Consider the following 16,028-nt stretch of genomic DNA (forward strand, 5'->3'; position numbering starts at 1 on the left):
CAGCGATGCCTTTGCCGTCCATGAAAGATCAATTCGCTGCCCTGATCGCCGCACCTTCGGTCAGTTGTACCCAGCCTGGGCTGGACCAGTCCAACAGTGCCGTGATCGAGCTGCTGGCAGGCTGGCTCACTGAGCTGGGGTTCTGCTGTGATATCCAGCAGGTCAGCCCTGGCAAATTCAACCTGCTGGCCAGTTTTGGCAGCGGCCCCGGCGGCCTGGTGCTGGCTGGTCACAGCGACACGGTGCCGTTCGACGGCGCGTTGTGGCAGACCGATCCGCTGAAGCTCACCGAGGTCGATGGCCGCTGGGTGGGCCTGGGCAGCTGTGACATGAAGGGCTTTTTCGCCCTGGTCATTGAAGCGGTCAAGCCGCTGCTGGACCAACCGTTCAAGCAACCGCTGCTGATCCTCGCGACCTGCGACGAGGAAAGCTCCATGGCCGGCGCCCGGGCCCTGGCCGATGCCGGGCGACCATTGGGGCGTGCGGCGGTGATCGGTGAGCCGACCGGCCTGCGGCCGATTCGCCTGCACAAGGGCGTGATGATGGAGCGCATCGACATTCTCGGGCGCAGCGGCCATTCCTCCGATCCGAGCCTGGGCCACAGCGCGCTGGAAGCCATGCACGATGCCATGGGCGAATTGCGCGGGCTGCGCCTGCAATGGCAACGTGAGTTCCGTAACCCGCAGTTCACCGTTCCACAACCGACCCTGAACTTCGGCTGCATCCATGGCGGCGACAATCCCAACCGCATCTGTGGCCAATGCTCCATGGAATTCGACCTGCGCCCCTTGCCGGGCATGGACCCGCAAGTGCTGCGGGCGGCGATCCAACAGAAGCTGAACCCTATCGCCGAACGCCATAAAGTCAAGATCGACTACGCACCGCTGTTCCCCGAAGTGCCACCCTTCGAGCAGGCCGAAGACTGCGAGCTGGTACGGGTGGCCGAGCGACTCACCGGCCATCGTGCCGAAGCAGTGGCGTTTGGCACCGAAGCGCCTTATCTTCAGCGCCTTGGCTGTGAAACCCTGGTGCTCGGCCCTGGCGATATCGCCTGCGCTCACCAGCCGGGCGAGTACCTTGAAATGTCACGTTTGCAACCTACCGTACAGCTGTTGCAACAATTGATTGGTCATTACTGCCTGACACCGGCCACGGTCGGTTAAATTGCCCCCTTGCGGGGCCGTATTCATCACATGAGGAGAGCGCGCGTGTCGCCAAGCCTGTTCCGACGATAACCACCAGCCCGTTGTGCGTTCTGTTTCGTCTTTTTTTGGCTGTTATTTATTACAGGTCCAGGTTCATGCCCGAGTACGTCAATTGGCTTCGTCACGCTTCGCCCTACATCAACGCCCACCGCGATTGCACCTTCATCGTCATGCTGCCCGGCGACGGGGTGGAACACCCTAATTTCGGCAACATCGTCCACGATCTGGTGCTGTTGCACAGCCTCGGCGTGCGCCTGGTGCTGGTCCATGGTTCGCGTCCGCAGATCGAGACCCGCCTCGCTGCACGGGGCCTCACTCCCCATTACCACCACGGCATGCGCATCACCGATGCCGCGACCCTGGAGTGTGTGATCGATGCGGTCGGCCAGTTGCGCATCGCCATCGAGGCCCGCCTGTCCATGGACATGGCGTCCTCGCCCATGCAGGGCTCGCGGCTGCGGGTCGCCAGCGGCAACCTGGTCACCGCGCGTCCCATCGGTGTGCTCGAGGGCGTGGATTATCACCACACCGGTGAAGTGCGCCGGGTCGATCGCAAGGGTATCAATCGCCTGCTGGACGAACGCTCCATCGTGCTGCTGTCGCCGTTGGGTTATTCGCCCACCGGCGAGATCTTCAACCTCGCCTGCGAAGACGTTGCCACCCGGGCAGCCATCGACCTGGCGGCCGACAAGCTGCTGCTGTTCGGTGCCGAGCAGGGGCTTATCGGTGAGGACGGGCGGCTGGTTCGCGAATTGCGCCCGCAACAGGTTCCGGGCCATATGCAACGCCTGGGCAGCGACTATCAGGCCGAACTGCTGGACGCGGCGGCCCAGGCCTGTCGTGGCGGGGTGGCGCGCAGCCATATCGTCAGCTATGCCGAGAACGGTGCGCTGCTGACCGAACTGTTCACCCGCGATGGCAGCGGTACGTTGGTGGCCCAGGAGCAATTCGAGGTGGTACGCGAAGCGGCCATTGAGGATGTTGGCGGCCTGCTGGACCTGATCAGCCCGCTGGAAGAGCAGGGGATCCTGGTGCGTCGCTCCCGCGAAGTGCTGGAGCGCGAGATCGAGCAGTTCAGCGTGGTCGAGCGCGAAGGCATGATCATCGCCTGCGCGGCGTTGTACCAGATCGCCGATTCGGACGCCGGGGAGCTGGCCTGCCTGGCCGTGAACCCGGAATACCGCCACGGTGGCCGTGGCGATGAACTGCTGGAGCGGATCGAAACCCGGGCCCGCGCCCAGGGGCTCAAGACGCTGTTCGTGCTGACGACCCGGACTGCCCACTGGTTCCGTGAACGTGGCTTTGAACCCAGCAGTGTCGAGCGCCTGCCGGCGGCGCGGGCTTCGCTCTACAACTACCAGCGCAATTCGAAAATCTTCGAAAAATCCTTGTAGGCCGCCGTCGGAAAACTTGCTCTGCCGCGATCTTCTTGATTTCAGACAATGAGCAGCTAGTCTGGAACGCGTCAAGATCGCGGCATGCGCGAGCGGTCGTGAACAGGAATCGAAGGCGCAGGAGGCGCGCAAACACAGCTCGTCACCAAGAATTCGCGGGCCTCGTAAATCCCCGACGAATCATCGTTCAGTAATTTCCTGCGTCGCCGATAAGTCATGTCACGGCCTGATGGTGCTGTGATGGCACTCATATGTCGAAACGAGCTGAAAACTGTTGAAACAATTCTTTTTGGAATTATAAAGAATCCATTATCCTGCGGTCCGGTGTAGAGGGGTTAGACCATAGTCGTAGTCATAAATGGTTACGATTGACTTGTCAGTCACGGTCTGGCGCTAATCGCGCATCCGCGGGATCCGGGCGTTCGATCCGGAACCAAAGACACACAAGAATTAGAAAACGAGAGGAGCGAAGCATGAACAAGTCCACCTTGGCCCTGGCCGTGGCTGTTGGGGTTCTGGCGCAGCAGGCAGGCGCCGCTGGTTTTATCGAGGACAGCAAGGCGTCTGTAAGTTCTCGTACGCTGTACTTTGATAACGATAACCGCGAAGGCGGCAATGACCAGCGTGAGACGGCCACTGGCCTGAAGTTCGACTACAAGTCCGGCTTCACTCAAGGCGTCGTTGGTTTCGGTATCGATGCCCAGGCACTGGTCGGTATCCACCTCGATGGCGGCAGAGGCCATCACCCGGATAACAACTCCTTCGTTCCAAGCGATACCGATGGCTCCGCCGTACACGATTGGAGCCGTCTGTCTGGTAACGTCAAGGCGCTGTTCTCCAAGACCGAGGCCCACCTGGGTGGCGCCCTGGCGCCTAACCTGCCGATCCTGGTCGCCAGCGACGGTCGTCTGCTGCCGCAAACCTTTGAAGGTGGCACCATCACCTCCAAGGAAATCGACAATGTGACGTTCAACGCCGGTCAGCTGGAACACGTTGTGGGTCGTGCCGGCACCAACAGCACTGGCATGTCGGTAAACGGCGGTACTGAAGACAGCAACCAGTTCCGTTACGGCGGCGCCGACTGGAAGGTCACTAAGGACCTGACGCTGCAGTACTACTACGCCAACCTGCAGGATTACTACAAGCAGCACTTCCTGGGCGCAGTACACGTTTTCCCGATCAGCGAAGGCCAGTCGTTCAAGACAGACCTGCGTTACTTCGACAGCAGTTCGGATGGCCGCAACGGTGATGCGGGCTATCGCTTCAACAACAACGGTGGCTATGCCAAGAACGCGGGCGAGGTCGACAACAAGACCTGGAGCGCCATGTTCACTTACACCTTGGGCGGCAGCGCATTCCTGTTGGGTCACCAGCAAGTCGGTGATGATGGCGGCTTTGTCTACCTTAACCAGGGCAGCCTGCTCAATGACGCCGGTCGTAACGAAGGCGCGGGTGGCTCGAGCTTCTACCTGTTCACCGACAGCATGATCAACCCGTTTGTCCGTGCCGGTGAAAACACCACCTTCGGCCAATACTCCTATGATTTCACGGCCTTGGGTGCTCCAGGCCTGAAGGCTGCGGTTGCCTACCTGCACGGTGACGACATCAAGTCGGCTACCGGCGGCAGCGACTCGTCCGAGTGGGAACGTGACATGCGCCTGGACTACGTTGTCCAGCAAGGTCCTCTGAAGGGCTTCGGCACCACCCTGCGTCACGGTACCTACCGTGGCAGCGGCACTGGTATCGCCAGCCAGGATCAGACCCGCCTGATCTTCAACTACACTTACAACTTCATGTAAGACGTAGCGAAGTAAAAAAAGCCCCGCCCGGCAGCACGCCGGGCGGGGCTTTTGCGTTTTGGGTCAGGTAGTGGGATCCGTCTTGTATTCCTCCCGTATCCGGGGGATGCAACGCTCAATACACGCCGCTTTATTGAATCAGTACATCATCGACCGTACACGATGCCTTTTTCGTGAATGTCCTTGAACAGGCCTGCCCGAGCTTCGTCGAGAGCGGTTTTTTCGCTGAGGATAAAACATTCGAACAACCCCGCCTGTACGTCTCTAGCCCAGAGCCTCCGACCACGGGTCAGGATCTGATACTGCATCACCGTCGTTGCCGCACGTAAATCAAGCAGATCCACTGGGCATCCGGCTATATCCGCCAAGTCCCCGGAAAGCTGCCATAACAACACGGGGTCGACCTGACCGGTCCAGAGCACAGCTATATCGACATCACTGCCAGGCCCGGCGGTTCCCTGTGCATGGCTACCAAACAGGTAAACCGCCAGCAGACCAGAGAGTTGGTTTTGCAGATGAGTCAACAAGGCTTGAGTGTTCATGTTGCCTATCGTAGCCGCTCGTCCTGAAATCGCGTCAATAATTCCGTAATGTGAACACAAAGCAAAAAAAGCCCCACCCGGCTACACGCCGGGTGGGGCTTTTGCGTTTTCGAGTCAGGCCCACCCCTGTAGCCCTCCTCGAAACTTCTCCTCTTTTCAGCAACTCGAGGCCTTCTCGAACCTCGCTGGCGATCTTGTGCCGGTATGCGGAATCGCGCCAGTGAACAGTTTTTTATATTCACTATCGATCTAGATAAATGGATATTTATTCTTTTTAAAGCAAACGAAACCGGTGCAAAGTTGGGCTCACAACAACCTCATCCAGGAGCCGCACCATGAGCCTCAGACTCGGCGACATCGCCCCCGACTTCGAACAGGATTCCAGCGCCGGCAAGATTCGCTTCCACGAATGGCTCGGCGACAGCTGGGGCGTGCTGTTTTCCCACCCGGCAGACTTCACCCCGGTGTGCACCACCGAGTTGGGCCTGACCGCCAAGCTCAAGGACGAGTTCGCAAAGCGCGGCGTCAAGGCCATTGCCCTCTCGGTCGACCCGGTGGACTCGCACCACAAGTGGATCGAGGACATCAACGAGACCCAGAACGCCGTGGTCAATTTTCCGATCCTGGCTGATGCCGATCGTAAGGTGTCGGATCTGTACGACCTGATCCATCCCAACGCCAGCGACACTTTGACTGTACGCTCCTTGTTCGTGATCGACCCGAACAAGAAGATCCGCCTGACCATCACCTACCCAGCCAGCACCGGGCGCAATTTCAATGAGATCCTGCGGGTGATCGACTCCCTCCAATTGACCGACAACTACAAAGTCGCCACCCCGGCCAACTGGCAGGACGGTGATGAAGTGGTGATCGTGCCGTCGCTCAAGGATGAAGAGGAACTCAAGCAGCGTTTTCCCAAGGGCTATCGCGCTGTGAAACCTTACCTGCGCCTGACCCCGCAGCCCAACCGCTGACGCACACCCGACCTGAACCTGTGGGAGCGAGCTTGCTCGCGATGGCGTCGGATCTGCCAACGTCGATGTCGACTGATACACCGCTATCGCGAGCAAGCTCGCTCCCACAGGGGATTTCTGTGCACCAAGGGTTTTGGCCGTTTCGACGGCCTTTTTTTATTGCTTAAAGAGAGTGAACTTCATATCTCTAAACTGCATAACCAAATGAATAAATATGATTTAAAGATATATTGATCCCCTGTTATGGTTTGACCCATACAGCGAGATCGCCCACCGCGAATCGCACGTGACAGTTAAGGAATAGCAGGCATGTTGGTCGTCTCACTCGGTGGCAGTCCCAGCCAACGCTCCCGCTCCGGGGTGCTGCTGGAGCGGTCGCAACGCTGGTTGCAGCAGCAAGGTGTGGAAGTGGTGAGCTATCAGGTGCGCGATTTTCCGGCCGAAGATCTGCTCCATGCCCGTTTCGACAGCCCGAAGGTGATCGACCTGCTCCAGCAGATCGAAAATGCCGACGGCCTGTTGATTGCCACGCCGGTGTACAAGGCGTCTTTTTCCGGTGCGCTGAAGACCGTGCTGGACCTGCTGCCTGAACGCGCCCTGGCTCATAAAGTGGTGTTGCCGATGGCAACCGGCGGCAGCATCGCCCACATGCTGGCGGTGGATTACGCCCTCAAGCCAGTGTTGTCGGCGCTCAAGGCCCAGGAAATGCTCCACGGGATCTTTGCCGAAGACAGCCAGATCGCTTATGGCGAAGGCAACGCCCAGGCGCAATTGGCACCGGCTCTGCAGCAGCGTCTGGACGAGGCGCTGGAACAGTTTCTCAGCGCCATGGCCCGTCGGCCCAGGCCGCTGGACCCCAGTGTATTGAACGAACGTTTGTTGAGTGCTCGCTGGAGCATTTGACCCCCGAACACCCTGATTCAACTCACCTTACTCAGCCGCCAACGGCCCAGCAGGTGCAGCCAAAACCCCACAGCAAAAAGGAGAGGCGCCATGCGCACTGTCATTTTGCGTCGCGGGCTGGTCGCTCTGTTTGCTGCGGCTGTGTCCCTCGGCGTCATTACTCAAGCTCAAGCCGAGACCTTGCGGATCGGTTATCAGAAATACGGCACCCTGGTGCTGCTCAAGGCCAAGGGAACATTGGAAAAACGCCTCGCGGCCCAAGGCGTGGACGTGCAATGGACCGAGTTCCCCGGCGGCCCGCAGCTGCTTGAAGGCTTGAACGTCGGCTCCATCGACTTTGGCGTGACCGGTGAAACCCCACCGGTGTTTGCCCAGGCTGCAGGCGCCGACCTGCTTTATGTCGCCTACGAACCGCCGGCGCCCACCAGCGAGGCGATCCTGGTGCCCAAAGGCTCGGCGATCCAGTCGGTGCAAGACCTCAAGGGCAAGAAAGTCGTGCTGAACAAAGGCTCCAATGTCCACTACCTGTTGGTACGGGCGCTGGAGGATGCTGGCCTGAAGTATTCCGATATCCAGACCGTTTTCCTGCCTCCGGCCGACGCCCGCGCCGCGTTCGAGCGGGGCAGCGTCGACGCCTGGGTGATCTGGGATCCGTACCAGGCTGCCGCCGAACAGCAGTTGCAGGCGCGCACCCTGCGTGACGGCAAAGGCATCGTCGACAACCACCAGTTCTACCTCGCCACCAAACCCTATGCGCAAAAAAATCCCCAGGTCATCGCGACGCTGGTGGAAGAAGTGCGCGCAGTGGGGGAGTGGTCCAAGGCCAATCCTGACGACGTGACCAAGCAAGTCTCGCCGCTGCTTGGCCTACCGGCGGACATCACCCTGACGGCGGTGAAGCGCCAAGGCTACGGGGCGTTGTTCCTCACGCCGGAGGTGGTGGCGGCGCAGCAGAAAATCGCCGACAGCTTCTATCAGCTCAAATTGATTCCCAAACCCTTGAGCATCAAGGACGTGATCTGGACGCCGCCGGCGGCCGTTGCGAACGCGCAGTAATTCGATCCCTTAGGAGACCACTCCATGAGCCTCAATATTTTCTGGTTCCTGCCTACCCACGGCGACGGCCATTACCTTGGCACTGCCGAAGGCGCCCGCGCCGTCGATCACGGTTACCTGCAACAAGTCGCCCAGGCGGCGGATCGACTGGGTTTCGGCGGTGTGCTTATCCCCACCGGGCGTTCCTGCGAAGACTCCTGGCTGGTGGCCGCTTCGTTGATTCCGGTGACCCAGCGCCTGAAATTCCTCGTTGCCCTGCGCCCCGGGATCATTTCTCCGACGGTGGCGGCGCGCCAGGCTGCGACCCTCGACCGGTTGTCCGGCGGACGTGCGTTGTTCAACCTGGTGACCGGTGGCGACCCGGATGAGTTGGCCGGCGATGGCCTGTTCCTCGACCACGAGCAACGCTACCAGGCGTCGGTGGAATTCACCCGCATCTGGCGCCGGGTGCTGGAAGGCGAAACCGTGGATTACGATGGTGAGCACATCAGTGTGAAGGGCGCCAAGCTGCTCTATCCACCGATCCAGCAACCGCGTCCGCCGCTGTATTTCGGTGGCTCGTCGGAAGCCGCCCAGGACTTGGCAGCCGAGCAGGTGGAAATGGTGCTGACCTGGGGCGAGCCGCCCGCAGCCGTGGCGGAAAAGATCGAACAAGTACGGGCCAAGGCTGCGAAATTGGGGCGCACGGTACGTTTCGGCATCCGCCTGCATGTGATCGTGCGGGAAACCAACGCCGAAGCCTGGCAAGCGGCCGACCGGCTGATTTCCCACCTGGACGACGACACCATTGCCCGTGCCCAGGCGTCCCTGGCGCGCTTTGACTCGGTGGGTCAGCAACGCATGGCCGCCCTGCACGGTGGCCGTCGCGACAAGCTGGAAGTCAGCCCCAACCTCTGGGCCGGCGTCGGCCTGGTTCGTGGCGGTGCCGGTACGGCGCTGGTGGGCGATGGCCCGACCGTGGCGGCGCGGGTCAAGGAATACGCCGATCTTGGCATCGACACCTTTATCTTCTCCGGTTATCCACACCTGGAAGAGTCCTACCGCGTGGCGGAACTGCTGTTCCCCCACCTGGACGTGGAGCGCCCGGAGTTGCCCAAGAGCCAGGGCTATGTGAGCCCGTTCGGTGAAATGGTCGCCAACGATATTCTTCCCAAAGCCGCGTCCCAGAGCTGAGGCGGCCATGAAGAAAATCATCCATACCCTCGCGCCCTGGGCGGTGCCGCTGCTGTTGCTGGCGGTATGGCAACTGTCGGTATCGGCCGGTTGGTTATCCACGCGGATCCTGCCGGCACCCGTGGCCGTGATCGAGGCCGGGGTCAATCTGGTGCGCAGCGGCGAGATCTGGACGCACCTGGCGATCAGCGGTTGGCGCGCAGCGGTGGGTTTTCTGATCGGCGGTGGCATCGGCCTGGCCCTGGGCTTCATCACCGGCTTGTCGAAATGGGGCGAACGCCTGTTGGACAGTTCCGTGCAAATGCTCCGGAACATCCCGCACCTGGCGCTGATTCCGTTGGTGATCCTGTGGTTTGGCATCGATGAGTCGGCGAAGATTTTCCTGGTGGCGCTGGGCACGTTGTTCCCGATCTACCTCAACACCTACCACGGCATTCGCAACGTCGACCCGGCGCTGGTGGAAATGTCCCGCAGCTACGGTTTGTCTGGCTTGCGCCTGTTTCGCCAGGTGATCCTGCCGGGCGCCTTGCCTTCGATCCTGGTGGGCGTGCGCTTTGCCCTGGGGTTCATGTGGCTGACGCTGATCGTGGCGGAAACCATCTCGGCCAGCGCCGGCATCGGTTATCTGGCAATGAATGCCCGGGAGTTCCTGCAGACCGATGTGGTGGTGCTGGCGATTCTCCTGTACGCCGTGCTGGGCAAATTGGCCGACCTTGCCGCCCGTGGGCTTGAGCGGGTCTGGCTGCGCTGGCACCCGGCCTACCAAGTGAACAAGGGAGGTGCCGCATGACCGCCCAACAACCTCCGCGCCTGCTGCGTGGCATCCCGCTGGCAGTGCGCAAGCTGCAAAAAACCTTCGGCACGCGCCAGGTGTTGCGCGACATCGACCTGCATATCCCGGCCGGGCAGTTCGTAGCCGTGGTCGGTCGCAGTGGCTGTGGCAAAAGTACCTTGCTGCGGTTGCTGGCCGGTCTCGATCAGCCTACCGATGGTCAACTGTTGGCGGGCTCGGCGCCGCTGAGTGCTGCGCAACAGGACACGCGTTTGATGTTTCAGGAAGCGCGTTTGCTGCCCTGGAAAAAAGTCATCGACAACGTCGGCCTTGGACTAAAGGGCAACTGGCGCCCGCAGGCGTTGCAGGCACTGGAAGCCGTCGGCTTGGCCGACCGTGCCCATGAGTGGCCGGCGGCGCTGTCCGGCGGGCAGAAACAACGAGTGGCCCTGGCCCGCGCGCTGATTCATCAGCCACGCCTGCTGCTGCTCGACGAACCCTTGGGGGCGCTGGACGCACTGACCCGCATCGAGATGCAGCAACTGATCGAAAACCTCTGGCAGCAGCACGGCTTCACGGTGTTGCTGGTGACCCACGACGTCAGCGAGGCGGTAGCGATTGCCGATCGGGTGATCCTGATCGAGGACGGCCAGATCGGTCTCGACCTGCCCATCGACCTGCCACGCCCACGGGTTCGCGGCTCTCATCGCCTGGCGAGCCTGGAAACCGAAGTCCTCAACCGTGTGCTGTCCTTGCCCGGCCAACCGCCGGAACCGGAACCCGTTTCACCCTTGCCCACGCAATTGCGTTGGGCGCAATAACCTCATCCAGACAGGAATCGACACCATGACTATCAAAGCCATCAACGTACGCAACCAGTTCAAAGGCACCATCAAGGAAATCGTCGAAGGCGACGTGTTGTCGGAAATCGACGTGCAGACCGCGTCGGGCATCGTCACTTCGGTCATCACCACCCGCTCGGTCAAGGAGCTGGAACTGGCGATCGGCAGCGAAGTGATCGCCTTCGTCAAATCCACCGAGGTGTCTATCGCCAAGTTGTGAGCGATGCTTGACCCACAGCCCCGGACGGCGTGAGCCCTTCGGGGCTTATCGTTCCCACGCTCTGCGTGGGAATGCCTCTACGGACGCACCGCGTTCGGCTCTTGGGGACGCGGAGCGTCCCTGGCTGCATGCCCACGCAGAGCGTGGGAACGATCAACACTAGGCGTGGGAACGATCAAGCGGAGCGCTTGGGCAGATACGGTGGCAGATACAGCCCCAGGTACGCATCGAACACCCGCATGCCTTCCTCGGCCATGCGCGGGGTGATCTGGCCGTGTTGTTGTACCGAGCGGGCGTAGACGCGGTCGCCCAGTTCCATGGCCAGGGCGAACACGTCGACGTCGCTGGGCAAGGTCGGCAGTTCGAAATGGTGGTTGAACACCTTATGCATCAGGTCGCCCAGCTCGAGGTCGTGCTGGCGGTCGGCCTGGGTGACTTCGGTCAGGCCGTGCTGGGCCAGGATCAGTTGGCGGGAGGCGGCGTCCTGGCTATAGATGGTGAGCATGCGCTGCTCCACCAGCCGTGACAGGTCGTGCCAGTGGTTCAGCGCCGCATGATCGATCGGTGCTTGCAGGCAGGCGCGAAAGGCGGCGTGGACGTCGGCGGTCAGGGCTTCGAGCAGGGCCGGGACACTGGCGAAGAAGTGGTACACGGAAGAAGGTGGGATCCCGGCACGTTCGGCGACGCTGTAGATCGACAGGCTGGCCACGCCTTCGGCGGCAAGCAGCGTACGGGCGGCATCAAGAATGGTGTCGATCCGGGCCTGACTGCGTGCGCGGGGTTTGCGGGGGGTGGCGATGCGCGTCATGGACGTCTCCTGCGGGGCTGCCGGGCATTGTACGAGTCGGGTCCTGTGTTGTCTGCCAGGTCGTCATCGCGGGCAAGCCTTGCTCCCACAGGGAACTGTGATAAATCTGGCTCAGGTGGTTCACCAAAACTCCCACAGGAACTGTGGTGAACCTGGCTCAGGTGGTTCACCAAAACTCTCACAGGAACTGTGATGAACCTGGCTCAGGTGGTTCACCAAAACTCCCACAGGAACTGTGATGAACCTGGCTCAGGTGATTCACCAAAACTCCCATAGGAACTGTGATGAACCTGGCTCAGGTGATTCACCAAAACTCCCATAGGAACTGTGATGAACCTGGCTCAGGTGGTTACCACAGATCCAATGTGGGAGCTGAGCTTGCTCGCGATCCGCCGAAGGCGGCCATCCAACCAGCATCCATAAAAAACGCCGCACCCCTTTAAGGGCCGCGGCGTTATTTTTTTACTGCAACCCGCTTACACGGTATGCAGGTACCAGTTGTACTCGAGGTCGGAGATGGAGTGTTCGAACTCCTCCAGCTCGCTCTCCTTGCAGGCTACGAAGATATCGATGTATTTCGGGTCGATGTACTTGGCCATGACTTCGCTGTCGTCCAGCTCGCGCAGGGCATCGCGCAAGTTGTTCGGCAGGCTTTGCTCGTTCTGCTCGTAGCTGTTGCCTTCCACCGGCGCACCGGGCTCGATCTTGTTGGTCAGGCCATGGTGTACGCCCGCCAGCACGGCGGCCATCAGCAGATAGGGGTTGGCATCGGCGCCGGCGACGCGGTGTTCCAGGCGCACGGCATCGGCCGAACCGGTAGGGACGCGCAAGGCCACGGTGCGGTTGTCCAGGCCCCAGGTCGGCGAGTTCGGCACGTAGAACTGTGCGCCGAAACGACGGTAGGAGTTGACGTTCGGGCAGAGGAAAGCCATCTGCGCGGGCAGGGTCTCGAGCACACCGCCGATCGCGTGACGCAGTGCGGCGTTCTGCTCGGGATCCTCGCTGGCAAAAATATTCTTGCCATCTTTATCAAGAATCGAGATGTGGACGTGCAGACCATTACCCGCCTGGCCCGGATAAGGCTTGGCCATGAAGGTGGTGTCCATTTCATGGTCGTAGGCGATGTTCTTGATCAGACGCTTGAGCAGGACCGCATAGTCGCAGGCCTTGATCGGGTCGGCCACGTGGTGCAGGTTCACTTCGAACTGCGCCGGGGCACTTTCCTTGACGATGGCGTCGGCGGGAATGCCTTGCTCCTTGGCCCCTTCCAGAATGTCCTGGAGGCAATCGACGTATTCGTCGAGGTCATCGATCAGGTAGACCTGGGTCGAGTGCGGGCGTTTGCCGGAGATCGGCGAGCGGGGCGGTTGTGGGCGTCCATTCACGTTCTCCTGGTCGATCAGGTAGAACTCCAGCTCGAATGCGGCGCAGATGGTCAGGCCCAGTTCATCGAACTTGGTCACGACTTGGCGCAGGACTTCACGCGGGTCGGCGAAGAAAGGCTCGCCTTCGAGTTCGTGCATGGTCATCAACAGTTGCGCAGTGGGGCGCTTCTGCCAAGGCTCGTTGCACAGGGTGTCAGGGATTGGATAGCAGATCCGGTCGGCATCGCCGATGTCCAGACCCAGGCCGGTGCTTTCCACCGTAGAGCCATTGATATCCAGGGCAAATAAAGAGGCCGGCAGGTTGATGCCTTTCTCGTAAACCTTGTGGAGGCTGGTGCGTTCTATGCGCTTGCCGCGCACCACACCATTCATATCCGCAATCAGAAGGTCAACGTACAGAACCTCAGGATGTTCCTTAAGGAACGCGTTCGCTTCGTTAAGCTGAACGGCACGCGGGGGTACCGACATGATGCAACACCTTTGTTGTTAAAAATATCAATCATTGATCTCTTCGAAAGCCAGTCAACCCGAACGGCATGCCGAAGTCAAGCAGGGCCTTTTTTGCCCTAAAAAAGCACCTTCAGGGCTTTTTTGAGGCAATTTAGGGCGTTTTTTTCCCTTTAAGGGTCTTGGCGCCCGCGGGCTTGAGCGGGCCGTGTTGTATTTTTTACGGGGGTGTTGTGTAAAAAAATGAACAAGGCTAAGCTCGATTCAAACCCATAACAGCAATAATACCGGGGTGCTTCATGTCTCGCCTGCCGTTAATCGGCGTCACCACCTGCTCCAGGCAGATTGGTCTGCATGCTTATCACATCAGTGGCGATAAATATTCCCGGGCTGTCGCGACAGCCGCCAAGGGCCTGCCCGTGCTGCTCCCGTCCCTGGCGGATCTGCTCCCACCGTCCGATATTCTGGACGCTCTGGACGGCATTCTCTTTACCGGCTCTCCTTCCAATGTAGAACCTTTTCATTACCAGGGCCCGCCCAGTGCGCCAGGCACTGCTCATGATCCTGCACGGGACGCCACCACCTTGCCGCTGATCCGCGCCGCTGTCGAGGCGGGCATCCCGGTGCTGGGCATTTGCCGAGGTTTCCAGGAGATGAACGTAGCCTTTGGCGGCAGCCTGCATCAGAAAGTTCATGAAGTCGGAACGTTCATCGATCATCGTGAAGACGATACTCAAGCGGTGGATGTTCAATACGGCCCTGCCCACGCCGTGCATATCCAGTCTGGCGGCGTATTGGCAGGCCTGGGGCTGCCCCAGCTGATAGAGGTCAATTCGATCCACAGCCAAGGCATCGAGCGCCTGGCACCTGGGTTGCGGGCCGAAGCGGTGGCCCCCGATGGGCTGATCGAGGCTATTTCAGTGCCAGAAGGCAAGGCTTTTGCTTTAGGTGTGCAATGGCACCCCGAATGGGAGGTAAGCTCTAACCCGCACTACCTTGCGATTTTCCAGGCATTTGGCGATGCCTGCCGAGCAAGGGCAACACAACGCGACGCCGATGCGTCAAACAACGCCTGACGACTAATAGCAGTCAGGAAACTCACGCCTAGAGGCATTTATGAGTAACAACCTCGACCAGCTCACCGATTGGTTGAAAGACCACAAGATCACAGAAGTCGAATGCATGATTGGCGACCTCACCGGTATCACCCGGGGCAAGATCTCGCCGACCAACAAGTTCATTGCCGAGAAAGGCATGCGCCTGCCCGAGAGCGTTCTGCTCCAGACCGTTACGGGCGACTATGTCGAAGACGACATCTATTACGAACTGCTCGACCCCGCCGACATCGACATGATCTGTCGCCCGGACGAGAACGCAGTCTTCCTTGTGCCCTGGGCCATCGAGCCCACTGCCCAGGTCATCCACGACGCCTACGACAAGCAGGGCAACCCCATCGAGCTGTCGCCGCGCAACGTGCTCAAGAAAGTACTCAAGCTCTACGCCGACAAGGGTTGGCAGCCGATCGTCGCGCCGGAAATGGAGTTCTACCTGACCAAGCGCAGCGACGACCCGGACTTTCCGCTGCAACCGCCCATTGGCCGCTCCGGGCGCCCGGAAACCGGCCGCCAGTCATTCTCGATCGAAGCGGCCAACGAATTCGACCCGCTGTTCGAAGACGTCTACGACTGGTGCGAACTGCAGGAACTGGACCTCGATACCCTGATCCACGAGGACGGCACGGCGCAGATGGAAATCAATTTCCGTCATGGCGATGCCCTGTCCCTGGCCGACCAGATCCTGGTGTTCAAGCGCACCATGCGCGAAGCGGCACTCAAGCACGACGTGGCTGCCACCTTCATGGCCAAGCCCATGACCGGCGAGCCGGGCAGTGCGATGCACCTGCACCAGAGCATCATCGACAAGGAAACCGGCAAGAACGTCTTCTCCAATGAAGACGGGACCATGAGCGATCTGTTCCTGCACCACATCGGTGGCCTGCAGAAATTCATCCCCGAGCTGTTGCCGCTGTTCGCCCCCAACGTCAACTCGTTCCGCCGCTTCCTGCCGGACACGTCGGCGCCGGTGAACGTGGAGTGGGGCGAAGAGAACCGCACCGTGGGCCTGCGTGTGCCGGATGCCGGGCCGCAGAACCGGCGGGTGGAAAACCGCTTGCCGGGCGCCGACGCCAACCCGTACCTGGCGATTGCCGCCAGCCTGCTGTGTGGCTTCATCGGCATGGTCGAAGGCATCAACCCGAGCGCGCCGGTGGTGGGCCGAGGCTACGAACGCCGCAACCTGCGTTTGCCGCTGACCATCGAAGACGCCCTGGAACGCATGGAAAACAGCACCACCATCGAGAAATACCTGGGCAAGAAATTCATCACAGGCTACGTCGCGGTCAAGCGGGCCGAGCATGAAAACTTCAAGCGCGTCATCAGTTCGTGGGAGCGGGAATTCCTGCTCTTCGCCGTCTGAAGCGCCGGGCGAGGCTGCTTCAGGCAGCTTCGC

At 60.4% G+C, this 16,028-nt stretch carries 15 protein-coding genes; 12 read left to right on the forward strand and 3 right to left on the reverse strand.

Features of this window, described 5'->3' with window-relative positions; all coding sequences use genetic code 11:
• Positions 1–5: 5 nt before the first annotated feature.
• From argE to AB4O09_RS02330, 3 genes are all read left to right on the forward strand, one after another.
• Positions 6–1,163, forward strand: coding sequence for an acetylornithine deacetylase (gene argE, locus AB4O09_RS02320; RefSeq protein ID WP_003206658.1), 1,158 nt, complete (start codon positions 6–8; stop codon positions 1,161–1,163).
• A 137-nt stretch (positions 1,164–1,300) separates the two neighbouring features.
• On the forward strand, positions 1,301–2,599 hold the full coding sequence (gene argA, locus AB4O09_RS02325) for an amino-acid N-acetyltransferase (protein WP_028237445.1): 1,299 nt from the start codon (positions 1,301–1,303) through the stop codon (positions 2,597–2,599).
• Positions 2,600–3,072: 473 nt separating this feature from the next.
• On the forward strand, positions 3,073–4,398 hold the full coding sequence (locus tag AB4O09_RS02330; RefSeq protein WP_027912764.1) for an OprD family porin: 1,326 nt from the start codon (positions 3,073–3,075) through the stop codon (positions 4,396–4,398).
• A gap of 146 nt (positions 4,399–4,544) precedes the next feature.
• Here AB4O09_RS02330 and mntA read toward each other — a convergent pair whose 3' ends face one another.
• Complete coding sequence (gene mntA / locus AB4O09_RS02335; RefSeq protein ID WP_028237446.1) at positions 4,545–4,940, reverse strand: type VII toxin-antitoxin system MntA family adenylyltransferase antitoxin; 396 nt, start codon at positions 4,938–4,940, stop codon at positions 4,545–4,547.
• Between the two features lie 335 nt (positions 4,941–5,275).
• Here mntA and AB4O09_RS02340 point away from each other — a divergent pair, with 335 nt between their 5' ends.
• From AB4O09_RS02340 to AB4O09_RS02370, 7 genes are all read left to right on the forward strand, one after another.
• Entirely contained in the window at positions 5,276–5,914 is a 639-nt protein-coding gene (locus AB4O09_RS02340; RefSeq protein WP_003206652.1) for a peroxiredoxin, read from the forward strand.
• 309 nt (positions 5,915–6,223) lie between these two features.
• On the forward strand, positions 6,224–6,817 hold the full coding sequence (ssuE, locus tag AB4O09_RS02345; RefSeq protein ID WP_003206651.1) for an NADPH-dependent FMN reductase: 594 nt from the start codon (positions 6,224–6,226) through the stop codon (positions 6,815–6,817).
• A gap of 90 nt (positions 6,818–6,907) precedes the next feature.
• Positions 6,908–7,873, forward strand: a complete 966-nt coding sequence (locus tag AB4O09_RS02350) for a sulfonate ABC transporter substrate-binding protein (protein ID WP_003206649.1) — start codon at positions 6,908–6,910, stop codon at positions 7,871–7,873.
• 24 nt (positions 7,874–7,897) lie between these two features.
• The gene (ssuD, locus tag AB4O09_RS02355) at positions 7,898–9,046 is read left to right on the forward strand and encodes an FMNH2-dependent alkanesulfonate monooxygenase (RefSeq protein ID WP_003206647.1); all 1,149 of its coding nucleotides are present in this window, start codon (positions 7,898–7,900) and stop codon (positions 9,044–9,046) included.
• Between the two features lie 7 nt (positions 9,047–9,053).
• A complete protein-coding gene (gene ssuC / locus AB4O09_RS02360) occupies positions 9,054–9,836 on the forward strand; it encodes an aliphatic sulfonate ABC transporter permease SsuC (protein ID WP_003206646.1) in 783 nt (260 codons plus the stop codon).
• The gene (ssuB, locus tag AB4O09_RS02365; RefSeq protein WP_003206644.1) at positions 9,833–10,639 is read left to right on the forward strand and encodes an aliphatic sulfonates ABC transporter ATP-binding protein; all 807 of its coding nucleotides are present in this window, start codon (positions 9,833–9,835) and stop codon (positions 10,637–10,639) included. The genes ssuC and ssuB overlap by 4 nt, the downstream gene beginning before the upstream one ends.
• Before the next feature lie 25 nt (positions 10,640–10,664).
• Complete coding sequence (locus tag AB4O09_RS02370) at positions 10,665–10,880, forward strand: TOBE domain-containing protein (protein ID WP_003177394.1); 216 nt, start codon at positions 10,665–10,667, stop codon at positions 10,878–10,880.
• Between the two features lie 175 nt (positions 10,881–11,055).
• Here AB4O09_RS02370 and AB4O09_RS02375 read toward each other — a convergent pair whose 3' ends face one another.
• On the reverse strand, positions 11,056–11,688 hold the full coding sequence (locus tag AB4O09_RS02375) for a TetR/AcrR family transcriptional regulator (RefSeq protein WP_460107905.1): 633 nt from the start codon (positions 11,686–11,688) through the stop codon (positions 11,056–11,058).
• A 476-nt stretch (positions 11,689–12,164) separates the two neighbouring features.
• Positions 12,165–13,541 carry a glutamine synthetase family protein gene (locus tag AB4O09_RS02380; RefSeq protein WP_003177396.1) on the reverse strand — a complete coding sequence of 459 codons (1,377 nt, stop codon included), beginning with the start codon at positions 13,539–13,541 and terminating at the stop codon, positions 12,165–12,167.
• 278 nt (positions 13,542–13,819) lie between these two features.
• Between AB4O09_RS02380 and AB4O09_RS02385 the strand changes: the two genes are divergently transcribed.
• Both AB4O09_RS02385 and AB4O09_RS02390 read left to right on the forward strand, forming a co-directional pair.
• On the forward strand, positions 13,820–14,596 hold the full coding sequence (locus tag AB4O09_RS02385) for a gamma-glutamyl-gamma-aminobutyrate hydrolase family protein (protein ID WP_013694500.1): 777 nt from the start codon (positions 13,820–13,822) through the stop codon (positions 14,594–14,596).
• A 40-nt stretch (positions 14,597–14,636) separates the two neighbouring features.
• Positions 14,637–15,995 carry a glutamine synthetase family protein gene (locus AB4O09_RS02390; RefSeq protein WP_003206640.1) on the forward strand — a complete coding sequence of 453 codons (1,359 nt, stop codon included), beginning with the start codon at positions 14,637–14,639 and terminating at the stop codon, positions 15,993–15,995.
• Positions 15,996–16,028 lie beyond the last annotated feature (33 nt).

It is taken from the genome of Pseudomonas sp. H1_F01 (assembly GCF_054681425.1).

Bases quoted from the DNA above. Each gene is read 5' to 3' on its own strand.
- ssuC (WP_003206646.1), top strand. From the start codon at position 9,054: ATGAAGAAAATCATCCATACCCTCGCGCCCTGGGCGGTGCCGCTGCTG.
- AB4O09_RS02330 (WP_027912764.1), top strand. From the start codon at position 3,073: ATGAACAAGTCCACCTTGGCCCTGGCCGTGGCTGTTGGGGTTCTGGCG.
- AB4O09_RS02350 (WP_003206649.1), top strand. From the start codon at position 6,908: ATGCGCACTGTCATTTTGCGTCGCGGGCTGGTCGCTCTGTTTGCTGCG.
- ssuD (WP_003206647.1), top strand. From the start codon at position 7,898: ATGAGCCTCAATATTTTCTGGTTCCTGCCTACCCACGGCGACGGCCAT.
- AB4O09_RS02375 (WP_460107905.1), bottom strand. From the start codon at position 11,688: ATGACGCGCATCGCCACCCCCCGCAAACCCCGCGCACGCAGTCAGGCC.
- AB4O09_RS02340 (WP_003206652.1), top strand. From the start codon at position 5,276: ATGAGCCTCAGACTCGGCGACATCGCCCCCGACTTCGAACAGGATTCC.
- argE (WP_003206658.1), top strand. From the start codon at position 6: ATGCCTTTGCCGTCCATGAAAGATCAATTCGCTGCCCTGATCGCCGCA.
- AB4O09_RS02385 (WP_013694500.1), top strand. From the start codon at position 13,820: ATGTCTCGCCTGCCGTTAATCGGCGTCACCACCTGCTCCAGGCAGATT.
- AB4O09_RS02390 (WP_003206640.1), top strand. From the start codon at position 14,637: ATGAGTAACAACCTCGACCAGCTCACCGATTGGTTGAAAGACCACAAG.
- AB4O09_RS02370 (WP_003177394.1), top strand. From the start codon at position 10,665: ATGACTATCAAAGCCATCAACGTACGCAACCAGTTCAAAGGCACCATC.
- ssuE (WP_003206651.1), top strand. From the start codon at position 6,224: ATGTTGGTCGTCTCACTCGGTGGCAGTCCCAGCCAACGCTCCCGCTCC.
- mntA (WP_028237446.1), bottom strand. From the start codon at position 4,940: ATGAACACTCAAGCCTTGTTGACTCATCTGCAAAACCAACTCTCTGGT.
- ssuB (WP_003206644.1), top strand. From the start codon at position 9,833: ATGACCGCCCAACAACCTCCGCGCCTGCTGCGTGGCATCCCGCTGGCA.
- AB4O09_RS02380 (WP_003177396.1), bottom strand. From the start codon at position 13,541: ATGTCGGTACCCCCGCGTGCCGTTCAGCTTAACGAAGCGAACGCGTTC.
- argA (WP_028237445.1), top strand. From the start codon at position 1,301: ATGCCCGAGTACGTCAATTGGCTTCGTCACGCTTCGCCCTACATCAAC.